Origin of the sequence: Pseudomonas medicaginis, from assembly GCF_965119365.1 — a bacterium.
Taxonomy (GTDB): domain Bacteria; phylum Pseudomonadota; class Gammaproteobacteria; order Pseudomonadales; family Pseudomonadaceae; genus Aquipseudomonas.
In genome coordinates this window covers 6,727,360-6,740,574 of sequence record NZ_OZ221631.1, presented here as the reverse complement: position 1 = coordinate 6,740,574, position 13,215 = coordinate 6,727,360, and the positions used below count along the sequence as shown (strand labels likewise).

The following is a 13,215-nucleotide window of genomic DNA, read 5'->3' as shown; positions in this document are numbered from 1 at the left end:
TCCTGCGTGCCATCTGCCCGCGGTGTGGGCCGCACGCCTCTCGATGGTCTGAAAAAGATGCTGGATAATAAAGCATGACCCGCTTGACGGCTAGCGCCGTCGGAGACCCTTGCAATGCCCGACCAAGATGTACGCTTGCAACACCTGAAAGTTTGGCTCGATGAACAACTGCCGATCCTTTTCACTCAACAGGGCTGGGGTGCCGTACCCCCGGCCACGTTGACCGCCGCCAGCAGTGACGCGAGTTTCCGGCGGTATTTCCGCTGGGAAGGCGAGGGCCGCAGTTTGATCGTCATGGATGCGCCGCCGCCCCAGGAAAACTGCAAACCCTTCGTGGATATTGCTTTTTTGCTGGCGAAATCCGGCATCAACGTGCCGAAAATTTATGCAGAAGACCTCGAACGCGGCTTTCTTTTGCTCAACGACCTGGGCAATCAGACCTACCTGGATGTGATCAACGGCGAAAATGCCGACGATTTATTCGATGATGCCCTGCAAGCGCTGTTGGCTTTCCAGCAACTGCCGATGGTCGCGCCGCTGCCGAGCTACGACGTTGCGTTGTTGCGCCGGGAGTTGGAGTTGTTTCCCGAGTGGTACGTCAAGCGCGAGCTGGGCATCGAATTCGATTCAGCCCAGCAGCAACTCTGGCAACAGGCCTCCGAGCTTCTGATCGACAGCGCCCTGGCCCAGCCCAAAGTGCTGGTGCACCGCGACTACATGCCACGAAACCTGATGCTCAGCGTACCGAACCCCGGCGTGCTGGACTTTCAGGATGCGGTCTATGGGCCGGTGACCTACGACGTGACGTGCCTGTTCAAGGATGCCTTCCTCAGTTGGCCCGAGGCGCGTGTGCGCGGTTGGCTCGAGCGTTACTGGCAGCAAGCCGGCGTCCTCGGCATTCCCGTCCAGCCGGATCTCGAGGATTTCCTGCGGGCCAGCGACCTGATGGGGGTGCAACGGCATCTCAAGGTCATCGGGATTTTCGCGCGCATTTGCCATCGTGACGGTAAACCACGGTACCTCGGCGATGTGCCGCGTTTCTTTGCTTATATAGAAGCGGTCATTGCCCGTCGTCCTGAGCTGGCGCCGCTCGATGAGCTGCTGTGCAGCCTGCGGCAATCGGCCGGAGCAACGACATGAAGGCGATGATCCTGGCCGCGGGCAAGGGCGAGCGCATGCGCCCCTTGACCCTTACCACGCCAAAGCCGTTGATCCGTGTGGGCGGCATTCCCTTGATCGAATACCACTTGCAGGCACTCGCCAAGGCCGGGTTCAGCGAGATCGTGATCAACCACGCCTGGCTCGGCCAGCAGATCGAAGATCATCTGGGGAACGGTTCGGACTTTGGCGTGAGCATTCGGTTTTCACCCGAAGGCGAGCCGCTGGAAACCGGTGGTGGGATTTTCCGGGCCTTGCCGCTGCTGGGCGATGACGCGTTTGTGGTGGTGAACGGCGATATCTGGACCGACTACGATTTCAGCGCCTTGCGCAGGCCGCTAGAAGGGTTGGCGCACCTGGTGCTGGTCGACAATCCGGAGCATCACCCGGACGGCGATTTCATCCTGGCCGACGGAAAGGTTCACGATGGGCAAACACCTGCCGACAACCTGACCTATAGCGGCATCGCCGTCCTGCATCCCCGGTTGTTCGATGGTTGCTCGGACGGTGCCTTCAAGCTTGCACCGCTGTTGCGCACGGCCATGGCCGAGGGGCGCGTCAGTGGCGAGCGCTTGAAAGGGCATTGGGTCGATGTCGGTACCCATGAGCGTTTGGCGCAGGTCGAAACCTTGATAAAAGCGAGCGGTTGATATGTGGTGGCCAGGGACTCTGATTGGAGCCGGGGCGGGCTTTGCCATAGCCAGCATTCCGGGGGCCATGCTTGGCGCGTTGTTGGGACAGGCGCTGGACCGGCGATTGAACCTTCAGGGCTGGGGGCAAATACGTGAACGTCTGGGCGGCCGCCCGGCGTTGCGTAACGATGAGTTATTGTTTGTCTTGCTCGGGCGCCTGGCCAAATGCGATGGGCGCGTGGTCGACGGCCACATCCAGCAGGCTCGCCAGGAGATGCGTGCGCTGGACTTGAGCGAATCGGCGCAACGCCGGGCGATTGCGGCGTTCAACCGAGGCAAGTCCGGAAACGATCGCTTGCGCGGCTACATGCGTCGCCTGGCCGCCCAGCCCCATGCGGCTGAAGGGGTACTGCGCGCCTGTTGGCGGATGGTCTGGGCCGATGGGCGTGCCGGTGTCGGCGAGCGGGAACTGGTGGCCCAATGGGGCCGCTGGTTGGGCTGGACGCCGCAACAGGTCCAGGCGCTGGCGGCTGACTATGAGCCGCAGAAACTGTCGCGGCCCAGCGCCGGTGTGAGCTATCAGGATGCCTTGCGCCTGTTGGGGGTTTCGGCCACCAGCGAACCGTCGCAGATCAAGCGTGCGTACCGGCGGCTGCTCAGCCGTCATCACCCGGACAAAATTGCTGGCAGCGGGGCGACTCCGTTGCAGGTGCGTGAAGCCACCGACAAAACCCGAGAGCTGCATAACGCCTATCGGTTGATTCGCGAGCGGCGGGATTTCCGGTAGAAGGGATACAGTAGGGAGAAGGTATCAACTGTGGCGAGGGGATTTATTGTGGCGAGGGGATTTATCCCCGTTCGAGTGCGCAGCGCTCGCCATCGGATTGTGTTGTTGCCCGGGCCTTGGGGTTGCTGCGCAACCCCGCGGGGATAAATCCCCTCGCCACAAAGTCGCTGTTCGGCTTGCCCAGCAGTAAGCCTTACTCCCCCGCCTTCTGCGGATTCAACCAACCCCGCACCCGACGGAACAACTGCTCCTGCTCCGCCGACGGGTTCGGCAGGGCCTTGAGGGACACCTGGCTGAAGGTCGAACCTTTCAGGCGTTTGCTCGCCTGCAAGCGCTCCAGCGCCGCGTTGCGATCCAGCGGCTTGTCCATGTAGAAGAGGTCGGCGGTCGCCAGTTTCAACGTCGGGGTCAGTTCGGCCAGGTCGGGCTTGGCAGTGATCGGCGTCTGGGCGGCCACCATCACGAAGCGTTCGACTTGCGAGGGCTGCTTTTCACTCAAATAACGCGCGACCCAATAGGCGCCGGTGCCATGGCCGAGCAGCACGATCCGGCGTGCGCTCTGCTGCTCGGCGTAGGCCAGCGACGCATCGATGCGGGCGAAGATGCGCTCGGCATCAGCATTGACATGTTCTTCATCGGTTTGCGCAACGACGGGATCCACCGCATCAGCCTCGCCGCCAGCGACCTGCTCGATCGGCGCCGAAGTGGTGGCGTCCGGTGCCGCGGCAGCGGTGTCGGCCGGTTTGGTCTCGGGGGCAGCTTCCTCCACGCGCGGTGCAATGACGTCGCTTTGCAGGTCCGGCAGGGTGATACTCAGGCTGCTCCACTCAACATCAGGCAGTTTTTTACGCAATGGGCCGACGACTTGAGGCCAGTCAGCTGTTTCACCGGTGCCGGGGACTATGATGACTGCACCCCTGGGTTCACTGGTATTGGCCGGTTTCCACAATGCCAGGAAGGTGTCGCTGCCGGTCTGCAACTGTTGCTGTTCCTGGGCCGGGACTGTTCGTTCAAGTGCAGCCGCTTCTTCCTGGCTACGCTCGAGCAACGGCTGGCGTTCGACGGGTTTTTCCCCGGCAGGTTGTTCGGCGGCGGGGGCCGTTTCGCTGGCCAGGACAGAAAAGGCACTTGGCAGGATCAGCGACAGGCACAATGCTGGCAACGCCAGGCGATAAACAGAGGGCATCGGATATTCCATGACCAGAAGTATTTCCGGCAGCCTAATGGGTTGGTCAGTATTTGTCAGTGCATGAGACTTCGATGATGCGTTTTTGCTGCCTGTGGGTTATCGGCTGTTTATGGCTTCCCTTGATGGCGTGGGCCGCGCCCGCGCCGTCGGCGCCGGGGGTGCAACTCAATGCAGAGCAGCGCCAATGGCTGGTGCAACATCCGCAATGGCGGGTCGGCCTGGTCTTGCAGGCGCCCTACGCGCAATACGATCGGCGCTTGCAGCGGTTGTCCGGCACCAACGTCGAGTTGATGCAATGGCTGGGCAAGGCGTTGAACGTCGAACTGACCTGGCGCAACTTCCAGGACGTGGCGCAACTGGAGGCGGCGGTGCGCGCCGGCGAGGTGGACGTCGCTCCGGGCCTGACCCAATCCCCGGGCGGGCTCAAGCTCTGGCAGTTTTCCGATCCCTACCTGCGCGTGCCGCAATTGATTGTCGGTGCGCAGAAGGGGGCCGAGGGGGTGGAGTTGGAGAAGATCGACACCCGGGCCCGCGTCGCGGTGCGCATGCCCAGCGCCACGGCCGATTACCTGCGCAGCAACTACCCGACGCTGAACCTGCAAGGCGTGCCGATGGAGCGCGAGGCCCTGCAATTGTTGCTGACCCAGCAGGCCCGATACGCGGTGGTGGACGAGGCGCAGCTCGGGCGGTTGATGGTTGAACCTGAATTCGCCGAACTGGCGGTGGTGGGCGACATCGGTCTGCCGCAGTTGCTACGGGTTGCCACGCGTCGGGACTGGCCGCAACTGGCGGACATCATCGACAGCGGCTTGCAGGCGATCCCGGCCAAGGAGCTGGAACAACTGCACAGCCGTTGGCTCAAGCCAAAATACCCGCGCCTGACCGAAACCCCCGGTTTCTGGCAGAACCTGACGCTGTTGATCCTGGCCCTGCTGCTCAGCAGTGTCGCCATCGTGTTCTGGCAGCGTCGCCAGCAACGTGGGCTGGAGCGCCGTCTGCGTGCCGCGAAGGAGGACATCGCCCAGCGTGCTGCCAGCGAGGAGGCCTTGCGCCTGACGCAATTTTCCATTGATCAAAGCACGGTGGGTATCCTCTGGGTCAATTGGGACAGTCACGTGCGTTACGCCAACCGAGCGGCCGAAACCATGCTCGGCTACGCCTCGGGCGCCATCATCGACCGGCCCTTGATCGACTTCGAGCCGGGCTTGCACATGGACCGCTGGCTGAGCTTGTGGAAGCGTGCCCGGGCCAGTGAAGAAGGGCCGCAGAGTTTCGAGACCGAATGCGTGCGAGCCGATGGCAGCATCCTGCCGGCCGACGTGTCCCTGAGCTTCCTGCGTTTTCGTGATGCCGAATACCTGGTGGTCTACCTCAATGATGTGACCGAGCGCCGACGTGCGTTGGCGGCGTTGCGCGAAAGCGAGGCGCGCTTGCAAGGCATCGCCGCCAATGTGCCGGGCCTGGTCTTTCGCCTGGAACGGGCGCCGGTGACCGGCCAGATCGACTTTGCCTACATCAGTGAAGGCAGCGAAAGCCTGGTGGGTTACTCCCCCGCAACCCTGGCTCGCAGCGATACCGGACTGCGCAGCCTGGTGCACCCGCAGGACAAGGCCGATTATCACCGTACCCAGGATCAGGCGCTGGACACCGACAGTGACTGGTCATGGCAGGGCCGCATCCTGACTCGCGAAGGCCAGGAGCGTTGGGCCGAGATCAAGGCAATCACCCGTCGCCTCGAGGATGGCGCCTATGTCTGGGATGGTATCGTCTGGGACATCACCGAGAGCAAGCGCATCGAGCTGGAACTGGCCAGTTCCCGGGAGCAGTTGCGCGAGTTGTCGGCGCACCTGGAAAGCGTGCGGGAGGAAGAAAAGGCGCGCATTGCCCGGGAAGTCCACGATGAGTTGGGCCAGATGCTGACGGTGTTGAAACTTGAAACTTCCATGTGTGAATTGGCCTATGCGCAACTCGACCCGGGCCTGCATGATCGGCTCAACAGCATGAAGCGCCTGATTGCCCAGTTGTTCCAACTGGTGCGGGACGTGGCGACGGCGTTGCGCCCGCCGATCCTGGACGCGGGTATTGCTTCGGCCATCGAATGGCAGGCCCGGCGCTTCGAGGCGCGTACGCAGATCCCTTGCCTGGTGCAGGTGCCGGACAACCTCCCACCCCTGAGCGATGCCAAGGCCATCGGCCTGTTTCGGATTCTCCAGGAGGCGCTGACCAACGTGATGCGTCATGCCCAGGCGCATACGGTGGAGTTGACGCTGGTGCGCGAGGGCGATGAATTGTGTCTGACCGTCAGTGACGACGGTGTAGGATTCATCGCAGCGACAGGTCGGCCGACATCCTTTGGCCTGGTAGGCATGCGTGAGCGAGTGCTGATCATGGGCGGGCGATTGTCCCTGGAAAGCCACCCGGGGGAGGGGACTTCACTGGCGGTATGGGTGCCGTTGGAGGAAAGCTGAAGGTGTTGACTGGCTGGGCTGCCTTCGCGAGTGGGCTCGCTCCCATAGGGGAGCGCCTCGGTCAATATGGGAGCGAGCGGGCTCGCGAACGATTCTGAACAGGAGAAAAACGTGATCCGTGTACTGGTAGCCGAAGACCACACCATCGTCCGCGAAGGCATCAAGCAGTTGATCGGCCTGGCCAAGGATCTGGTGGTGGTGGGGGAGGCGAGCAATGGCGAACAGTTGCTCGAGACCCTGCGCCACGTGCCCTGCGAAGTGGTGCTGTTGGATATTTCCATGCCGGGTGTCAACGGCCTGGAGGCGATCCCGCGGATCCGTGCGCTGAACAATCCGCCGGCCATCCTGGTGCTGTCGATGCATGACGAGGCGCAAATGGCTGCCCGTGCGCTGAAGGTCGGGGCCGCTGGCTACGCGACCAAGGACAGCGACCCGGCCCTGCTGCTCATGGCGATTCGCAAGGTCGCGGCCGGCGGGCGCTACATCGACCCGGACCTGGCTGACCGCATGGTCTTCGAAGTCGGCCTGACCGACACGCGGCCGTTGCACTCGCTGCTGTCCGAGCGCGAGTTCTCAGTCTTCGAGCGTCTGGCCCAGGGCGCCAACGTCAATGACATCGCCCAGCAACTGGCGCTGAGCAGCAAGACCATCAGTACCCACAAGGCGCGGCTGATGCAGAAGCTCAACATCACCTCCCTGGCGGAGCTGGTGAAATATGCGATGGAGCACAAGCTGCTCTAACCCCACAACAATCTCCTGTGGGAGCGAGCTTGCTCGCGATGGCGGCAGCACATTCAATATTGATGTTGTCTGACACTCCGCGATCGCGAGCAAGCTCGCTCCCACAGGGTTTGGTGTCGGCATATCCATTTGCGACACGTCCCAACACCGCTTTTCGCCCCTGCTTGCAGCTTGCTGCTCGTAACTTGCTGCTGCCCTTATCCAATCCCGCCATCCTTGTAGGGCAATCCCTACCCCGGCTCCTCCATCTGGCTGAGGCGATTCTCTCCTGCGCCCCGATTTGCGCGGGCCCCAGGCTCCACTAGGCTTGATTCACAAGCAGTCATCAAACAAAAGGTGCGGGTATGAGCCAGGTCGATTCAAGCGCGGGGGCCAGTGATGTGCTGGTCAGCTTTCGTGGTGTGCAAAAGAGCTACGACGGCGAGAACCTGATCGTCAAAGACCTCAACCTGGACATTCGCAAAGGCGAATTCCTGACCCTGCTCGGGCCTTCCGGCTCCGGCAAGACCACCAGCCTGATGATGCTCGCCGGGTTTGAAACCCCAACCGCCGGCGAGATCCTGCTGGCCGGGCGTTCGATCAACAATGTGCCACCGCACAAGCGCGACATTGGCATGGTGTTCCAGAACTACGCCTTGTTCCCGCACATGACCGTCGCCGAGAACCTGGCCTTTCCGCTGACCGTGCGCGGCCTGAACAAGAGCGACGTGAGTGATCGGGTCAAGCGCGTCTTGAGCATGGTCCAGTTGAACAGCTTCGCCCAACGTTACCCGGCGCAATTGTCCGGCGGCCAGCAACAACGGGTGGCCCTGGCCCGGGCGTTGGTGTTCGAGCCGCAATTGGTGCTGATGGACGAACCCCTCGGTGCGCTGGACAAGCAACTGCGCGAACACATGCAGATGGAAATCAAGCACCTGCACCAGCGTCTTGGCGTGACCGTGGTCTACGTGACCCATGACCAGGGCGAAGCCTTGACCATGTCCGATCGCGTGGCGGTGTTCCACCAGGGCGAAATCCAGCAGATCGCGCCACCGCGCAGCTTGTATGAAGAGCCGAAAAACACCTTCGTCGCCAACTTCATCGGTGAAAACAACCGTCTCAATGGTCGCCTGCACAGCCACACCGGCGATCGCTGCCTGGTTGAGCTGGCGCGCGGCGAAAAAGTCGAGGCCCTGGCGGTGAACGTCGGCCAGCCCGGCGAGCCGGTGACCCTGTCGATCCGTCCGGAACGGGTGAGCCTCAACGGCGTCAGCGAACAATGTGTCAACCGCTTCTCAGGGAGGGTGGCGGAATTCATCTATCTGGGCGACCACGTCCGGGTTCGCCTGGAAGTCTGCGGCAAGAACGACTTCTTCGTGAAACAGCCGATTGCCGAGCTCGATCCCGCGCTCGCCGTCGGGGACGTGGTTCCGCTTGGCTGGCAAGTCGAGCATGTGCGTGCGCTCGATCCCCTTCTAGAGGCGAATTGATCGCCCCCTGCTGTACCAACACCAACCCTGCACGTGGAGAGAACAATAAATGTTGAGATCCCTGAAGTTCACAGCCCTGACACTGGGCATGATGGGTGCGGCAAGCGCGATGGCGGCGGGCCCGGACCTGACCGTGGTGTCTTTCGGCGGGGCGAACAAGGCGGCTCAGGTCAAAGCCTTCTACGCACCGTGGGAAGCGGCCGGCAACGGCAAGATCGTGGCTGGCGAGTACAACGGCGAAATGGCCAAGGTCAAGGCCATGGTCGACACCAAGAGCGTTTCCTGGGACTTGGTGGAAGTCGAGTCTCCGGAATTGTCCCGCGGTTGTGACGAAGACATGTTCGAACAACTGGACCCAGCCCTGTTCGGCAAGGCCGAAGATTACGTCAAGGGCGCCATCCAGCCTTGCGGCGTAGGTTTCTTCGTATGGTCGACTGTGTTGGCCTACAACGCTGACAAACTCAAGACCGCACCGACCAGTTGGGCGGACTTCTGGGACACCAAGCAGTTCCCAGGCAAGCGTGGCCTGCGCAAAGGCGCCAAGTACACCTTGGAGTTCGCCTTGATGGCCGACGGCGTAGCGCCGAAAGACGTCTACAAGGTACTGGCCGGCAAGGATGGCCAGGATCGCGCCTTCAAGAAGCTCGATGAACTCAAGCCGAACATCCAGTGGTGGGAAGCCGGTGCCCAGCCACCGCAATACCTGGCGTCCGGTGACGTGGTCATGAGCTCGGCCTACAACGGCCGGATCGCCGCGGTACAGAAAGAAAGCAACCTGAAAGTGGTGTGGAACGGCGGCATCTACGACTTCGACGCCTGGGCCATCCCGCGCGGCCTGGACAAGACCCGCGCCGAAGCGGCGAAGAAATTCATCGCTTTCTCGGTGGCACCGCAGCAGCAGAAGACTTACTCGGAAAACATCGCCTACGGCCCTGCCAATACCCAGGCTGTGCCGTTGCTGGCCAAGGATGTCCTGAAAGACATGCCGACCACCCCGGAAAACATCGCCAACCAGGTGCAGATCGACGTCAGCTTCTGGGCTGACAACGGTGAGCAACTGGAGCAGCGCTTCAACGCCTGGGCGGCCAAGTAACCCGACGGTCTGAAGCTGGATGAGATCCCTGTGGGAGCGAGCTTGCTCGCGATAGCGGTTTGTCAGACACATCAATGTTGAATGTGCCGTAGCCATCGCGAGCAAGCTCGCTCCCACAGGTTCTTGCTCCAATCGGGTGTTTCACAAGAACAGAGGCGGCTCGCCGCCCCTGTAACGATAAAAAGATTTGCGGAGTTCGCCATGGCCATCGCCGTTCCACTGAACGCGGGCACCAGCCCCACCCTCAAGCAGCGGCTCAAGCATGCCGAGCGGGTCAACCGCTGGAAGGCCCAGGCCTTGATCGCGCCATTGGTGCTGTTTCTGTTACTGGTGTTCCTGGTGCCGATCGTGGCGCTGCTGTTCAAAAGCGTCAGCAACCCGGAAGTGGTGGGCGCCATGCCGCGCACCGTCGCTGCCGTCGCGGCTTGGGACGGACGCGGTTTGCCGGGCGAGCCGGTGTACAAGGCCGCCAGTGAAGACCTGGCCGAAGCCCGCAAGAATCAGACCCTGGGCGACTTGTCCAAGCGCCTGAACATGGAACTGGCCGGCTATCGCAGCCTGCTGACCAAGACAGCCAGGGCGTTGCCGTTTGCAACCGAACCGGCCTCCTATAAAGAAGCCTTGGAAAACCTCGATGAGCGTTGGGGCGACCCTGCGTACTGGCAGGTCATCCGCCGCAACACCAGCGATGTCACCCCGTATTATCTGCTGGCGGCTGTCGATCACCGCATCGATGACCTCGGCGAACTGGCCCCGGCCACCCCTGACCAGTCGATCTACCTCGACATCTTCGCCCGCACGTTCTGGATGGGCCTGGTGATCACCGCCATCTGCCTGGTACTGGCCTATCCGCTGGCCTACCTGCTGGCGAACCTGCCGTCGCGCCAGAGCAACCTGCTGATGATCCTGGTGCTACTGCCGTTCTGGACTTCGATCCTGGTGCGGGTGGCGGCGTGGATCGTGCTGCTGCAGTCGGGCGGCTTGATCAACAGCGCCCTGATGGCCATGGGTGTGATCGATAAACCCCTGGAGCTGGTGTTCAACCGCACCGGTGTGTACATCTCCATGGTCCATATCCTGCTGCCGTTCATGATCCTGCCGATCTACAGCGTGATGAAAGGCATCTCGCCTACCTACATGCGGGCGGCGATTTCCCTGGGCTGCCACCCGTTTGCCAGTTTCTGGCGGGTGTACTTCCCCCAGACCTATGCCGGTGTCGGCGCCGGTTGCCTGTTGGTGTTCATTCTTGCCATCGGCTACTACATCACGCCGGCGCTGCTGGGCAGCCCGAACGACCAGATGGTCAGCTACTTCGTCGCCTTCTACACCAACACCAGCATCAACTGGGGCATGGCCACGGCGCTCGGCGGGCTGCTGTTGCTGGCGACCATCGTGCTTTATCTGATTTACAGCTGGCTGGTGGGCGCCAGTCGCCTGCGCCTGAGCTAAGGGGAGATCGAAAAATGGTAAGTCCTTACATGTCCCCCATCGAGCGGGTGTGGTTCTACAGTCTGCGCATCCTCTGCGGGTTGATCCTGTTGTTCCTGATCCTGCCGGTGCTGGTGATCATTCCACTGTCGTTCAACTCCGGCAGTTTCCTGGTGTATCCGCTGCAAGGCTTCTCGATGCAGTGGTACCACGATTTCTTCGCCTCGGCCGAATGGATGCGGGCGTTGAAAAACAGCATCATCGTGGCTCCGGCTGCGACGTTGCTGGCGATGATCTTCGGCACGCTCGCGGCGATCGGCCTGACCCGTGGTGATTTCCCGGGCAAGGCGCTGGTGATGGCTCTGGTGATTTCGCCCATGGTGGTGCCCGTGGTGATCATCGGCGTGGCCAGTTATCTGTTCTTCGCACCGTTGGGGATGGGCAACAGTTTCTTCTCGCTGATCGTGGTCCACGCCGTGCTGGGTGTGCCGTTCGTCATCATCACGGTGTCGGCGACCTTGCAGGGGTTCAACCACAACCTGGTCCGCGCCGCCGCCAGCCTCGGGGCCTCGCCACTGACGGCGTTTCGTCGGGTGACCCTGCCGCTGATCGCCCCGGGTGTGATCTCCGGTGCATTGTTCGCCTTCGCGACGTCTTTCGATGAAGTGGTGGTGACCCTCTTCCTGGCCGGCCCCGAGCAGGCCACCTTGCCCCGGCAGATGTTCAGCGGCATCCGCGAAAACCTCAGCCCCACCATCGCGGCGGCGGCGACGCTGCTGATCGCCTTCTCGGTGATCCTGCTGCTGACCCTGGAGTGGTTGCGCGGGCGCAGTGAGAAGCTGCGCACTGCCCAGGTCTGAAGGTTCAGCGTTGTCCAAATGTGGGAGCGAGCTTGCTCGCGATAGCGGTGGAACATTCACTATCGATGCTGAATGTCAGTGCGCTATCGCGAGCAAGCTCGCTCCCACAGGGACCCAAGGTGTATTCATAAGCTGAATGGCAGACAACCCTCAATACCGAGCTATCCTTGTGCCAGCCCATACTCGAACAAGAGGCCGCGCACATGAGTCTTTCCTCATTCAAGATCGCCCATAAACTGATCACCGGTGCCGCTGCCATCGAGCAACTGGCCGCCGAGCTGACGCGGCTGGACGTCGACAATCCGCTGATCGTGACCGATGCGGCGCTGGTTCAGTCCGGGACTGTGGAGCTGGCCCTGCAACATCTGGGCGGGCGCGACTACGAGATTTTCGACCGGGTCATGCCGGATCCGGAAATCGCCATCGTCGAGGATTGCATGCAAGCCTACCGCGACGGTGGACATGATGGCCTGATCGGCCTGGGCGGCGGCAGTGCCATCGACATCGCCAAGTGCGTGGGCGTCTATGCCGGGTACCACGGCGAGCTTCAAGATATGTTCGGTGTCGACCAGGTGCCGCGCAAAGGCCCGCCCATGATTGCCATCCCCACCACGGCCGGCACCGGTTCGGAAGTCACCAACGTGGCGATCCTCTCCGACAAGGCCGCGCAACTGAAAAAAGGCATTGTCAGCGACTACTTGTTGCCAGACGTCGCGCTGGTCAGTCCACAGATGACCCTCACGTGCCCCAGGGGCGTAACGGCCTCCAGCGGTGTCGACGCGCTGGTCCATGCCATCGAGGCCTACCTGTCGCTCAATGCCTCGCCGATCACCGACGCCCTGGCCATTGGCGCAATCAAGCTGATCAGCCGGGCATTGCCCAAGGCCTACGCCAACCCCTCCCACTTGCAAGCCCGTGAGGACATGGCCACCGCCAGCCTGATGGCCGGCATGGCGTTCGGCAACGCCGGGGTTGGCGCAGTGCATGCGCTGGCCTACCCATTAGGCGGGCGCTTTCACGTTTCTCACGGTGTCGCCAACGCGTTGTTGCTGCCGTATGTCATGGCGTGGAACAAGATGGCTTGCGTCGAGCGCATGCGTGACATCGCCGAAGCCATGGGGATCAGGACAGCCCATCTGAGCGATATGGAGGCAGCCGACGAAGCCGTGGAAGCCATGGTTGCCTTGTGCGCCGCCGTGGAAATCCCCCAGGGCCTGAGCAGCCTGGGCGTGACCGAGGACGTGATTCCGTCCATGGCCCTGGAGGCCGTGGGCATCGAGCGGTTGATGCGCAACAACCCCCGCAAACTCAGCGCCAGCGATATCGAGAAGATCTACCGCGCGGCGTATTGATCGACGGTCACGGTGGGCGCGCCAAATCTTGAGGTATA

Annotated in this window: 11 protein-coding genes; 10 read left to right on the top strand and 1 reads right to left on the bottom strand. The window is 62.0% G+C overall.

Annotation, left to right across the window (positions count from 1 at the left end; all coding sequences use genetic code 11):
• Nucleotides 1–114: 114 nt before the first annotated feature.
• The 3 genes from ACMTA2_RS29815 to ACMTA2_RS29805 are packed head-to-tail and all read left to right on the top strand — an operon-like array spanning nucleotide 115 to nucleotide 2,577.
• On the top strand, nucleotides 115–1,140 hold the full coding sequence (locus ACMTA2_RS29815; protein ID WP_413792926.1) for an aminoglycoside phosphotransferase family protein: 1,026 nt from the start codon (nucleotides 115–117) through the stop codon (nucleotides 1,138–1,140).
• Nucleotides 1,137–1,808, top strand: coding sequence for an N-acetylmuramate alpha-1-phosphate uridylyltransferase MurU (gene murU, locus ACMTA2_RS29810; RefSeq protein WP_413792925.1), 672 nt, complete (start codon nucleotides 1,137–1,139; stop codon nucleotides 1,806–1,808). Before ACMTA2_RS29815 ends, murU begins: the two co-directional genes overlap by 4 nt.
• A 1-nt stretch (nucleotide 1,809) precedes the next feature.
• Nucleotides 1,810–2,577 carry a TerB family tellurite resistance protein gene (locus ACMTA2_RS29805; RefSeq protein WP_413792924.1) on the top strand — a complete coding sequence of 256 codons (768 nt, stop codon included), beginning with the start codon at nucleotides 1,810–1,812 and terminating at the stop codon, nucleotides 2,575–2,577.
• A gap of 193 nt (nucleotides 2,578–2,770) precedes the next feature.
• Here ACMTA2_RS29805 and ACMTA2_RS29800 read toward each other — a convergent pair whose 3' ends face one another.
• Nucleotides 2,771–3,763, bottom strand: coding sequence for an alpha/beta hydrolase family protein (locus tag ACMTA2_RS29800; protein ID WP_413792923.1), 993 nt, complete (start codon nucleotides 3,761–3,763; stop codon nucleotides 2,771–2,773).
• 74 nt (nucleotides 3,764–3,837) lie between these two features.
• On the opposite strand from ACMTA2_RS29800, the gene ACMTA2_RS29795 reads away from it, so the two are divergent.
• The 7 genes from ACMTA2_RS29795 (at nucleotide 3,838) to ACMTA2_RS29765 (ending at nucleotide 13,177) form a co-directional block, all read left to right on the top strand.
• Nucleotides 3,838–6,234 (top strand): PAS domain-containing sensor histidine kinase, encoded by a 2,397-nt coding sequence (locus ACMTA2_RS29795; protein ID WP_413792922.1) that lies wholly within the window; start codon nucleotides 3,838–3,840, stop codon nucleotides 6,232–6,234.
• Between the two features lie 111 nt (nucleotides 6,235–6,345).
• Nucleotides 6,346–6,975: a response regulator gene (locus ACMTA2_RS29790; protein WP_003206156.1), complete on the top strand. Its 630-nt coding sequence runs from the start codon at nucleotides 6,346–6,348 to the stop codon at nucleotides 6,973–6,975.
• Nucleotides 6,976–7,319: 344 nt separating this feature from the next.
• Nucleotides 7,320–8,444 (top strand): ABC transporter ATP-binding protein, encoded by a 1,125-nt coding sequence (locus tag ACMTA2_RS29785; protein WP_413792920.1) that lies wholly within the window; start codon nucleotides 7,320–7,322, stop codon nucleotides 8,442–8,444.
• 49 nt (nucleotides 8,445–8,493) lie between these two features.
• Nucleotides 8,494–9,537 (top strand): ABC transporter substrate-binding protein, encoded by a 1,044-nt coding sequence (locus ACMTA2_RS29780; RefSeq protein WP_413792919.1) that lies wholly within the window; start codon nucleotides 8,494–8,496, stop codon nucleotides 9,535–9,537.
• A 201-nt stretch (nucleotides 9,538–9,738) separates the two neighbouring features.
• Nucleotides 9,739–10,986, top strand: a complete 1,248-nt coding sequence (locus ACMTA2_RS29775) for an ABC transporter permease (protein ID WP_413792918.1) — start codon at nucleotides 9,739–9,741, stop codon at nucleotides 10,984–10,986.
• A gap of 14 nt (nucleotides 10,987–11,000) precedes the next feature.
• Nucleotides 11,001–11,825 (top strand): ABC transporter permease, encoded by an 825-nt coding sequence (locus ACMTA2_RS29770; protein ID WP_413792917.1) that lies wholly within the window; start codon nucleotides 11,001–11,003, stop codon nucleotides 11,823–11,825.
• Nucleotides 11,826–12,028: 203 nt separating this feature from the next.
• Nucleotides 12,029–13,177 carry an iron-containing alcohol dehydrogenase gene (locus tag ACMTA2_RS29765; protein ID WP_413792916.1) on the top strand — a complete coding sequence of 383 codons (1,149 nt, stop codon included), beginning with the start codon at nucleotides 12,029–12,031 and terminating at the stop codon, nucleotides 13,175–13,177.
• Nucleotides 13,178–13,215: the final 38 nt, after the last annotated feature.

Bases quoted from the DNA above. Each gene is read 5' to 3' on its own strand.
- ACMTA2_RS29765 (WP_413792916.1), top strand. From the start codon at position 12,029: ATGAGTCTTTCCTCATTCAAGATCGCCCATAAACTGATCACCGGTGCC.
- ACMTA2_RS29780 (WP_413792919.1), top strand. From the start codon at position 8,494: ATGTTGAGATCCCTGAAGTTCACAGCCCTGACACTGGGCATGATGGGT.
- ACMTA2_RS29795 (WP_413792922.1), top strand. From the start codon at position 3,838: ATGATGCGTTTTTGCTGCCTGTGGGTTATCGGCTGTTTATGGCTTCCC.
- ACMTA2_RS29775 (WP_413792918.1), top strand. From the start codon at position 9,739: ATGGCCATCGCCGTTCCACTGAACGCGGGCACCAGCCCCACCCTCAAG.
- ACMTA2_RS29815 (WP_413792926.1), top strand. From the start codon at position 115: ATGCCCGACCAAGATGTACGCTTGCAACACCTGAAAGTTTGGCTCGAT.
- ACMTA2_RS29800 (WP_413792923.1), bottom strand. From the start codon at position 3,763: ATGCCCTCTGTTTATCGCCTGGCGTTGCCAGCATTGTGCCTGTCGCTG.
- ACMTA2_RS29785 (WP_413792920.1), top strand. From the start codon at position 7,320: ATGAGCCAGGTCGATTCAAGCGCGGGGGCCAGTGATGTGCTGGTCAGC.
- ACMTA2_RS29805 (WP_413792924.1), top strand. From the start codon at position 1,810: ATGTGGTGGCCAGGGACTCTGATTGGAGCCGGGGCGGGCTTTGCCATA.
- murU (WP_413792925.1), top strand. From the start codon at position 1,137: ATGAAGGCGATGATCCTGGCCGCGGGCAAGGGCGAGCGCATGCGCCCC.
- ACMTA2_RS29770 (WP_413792917.1), top strand. From the start codon at position 11,001: ATGGTAAGTCCTTACATGTCCCCCATCGAGCGGGTGTGGTTCTACAGT.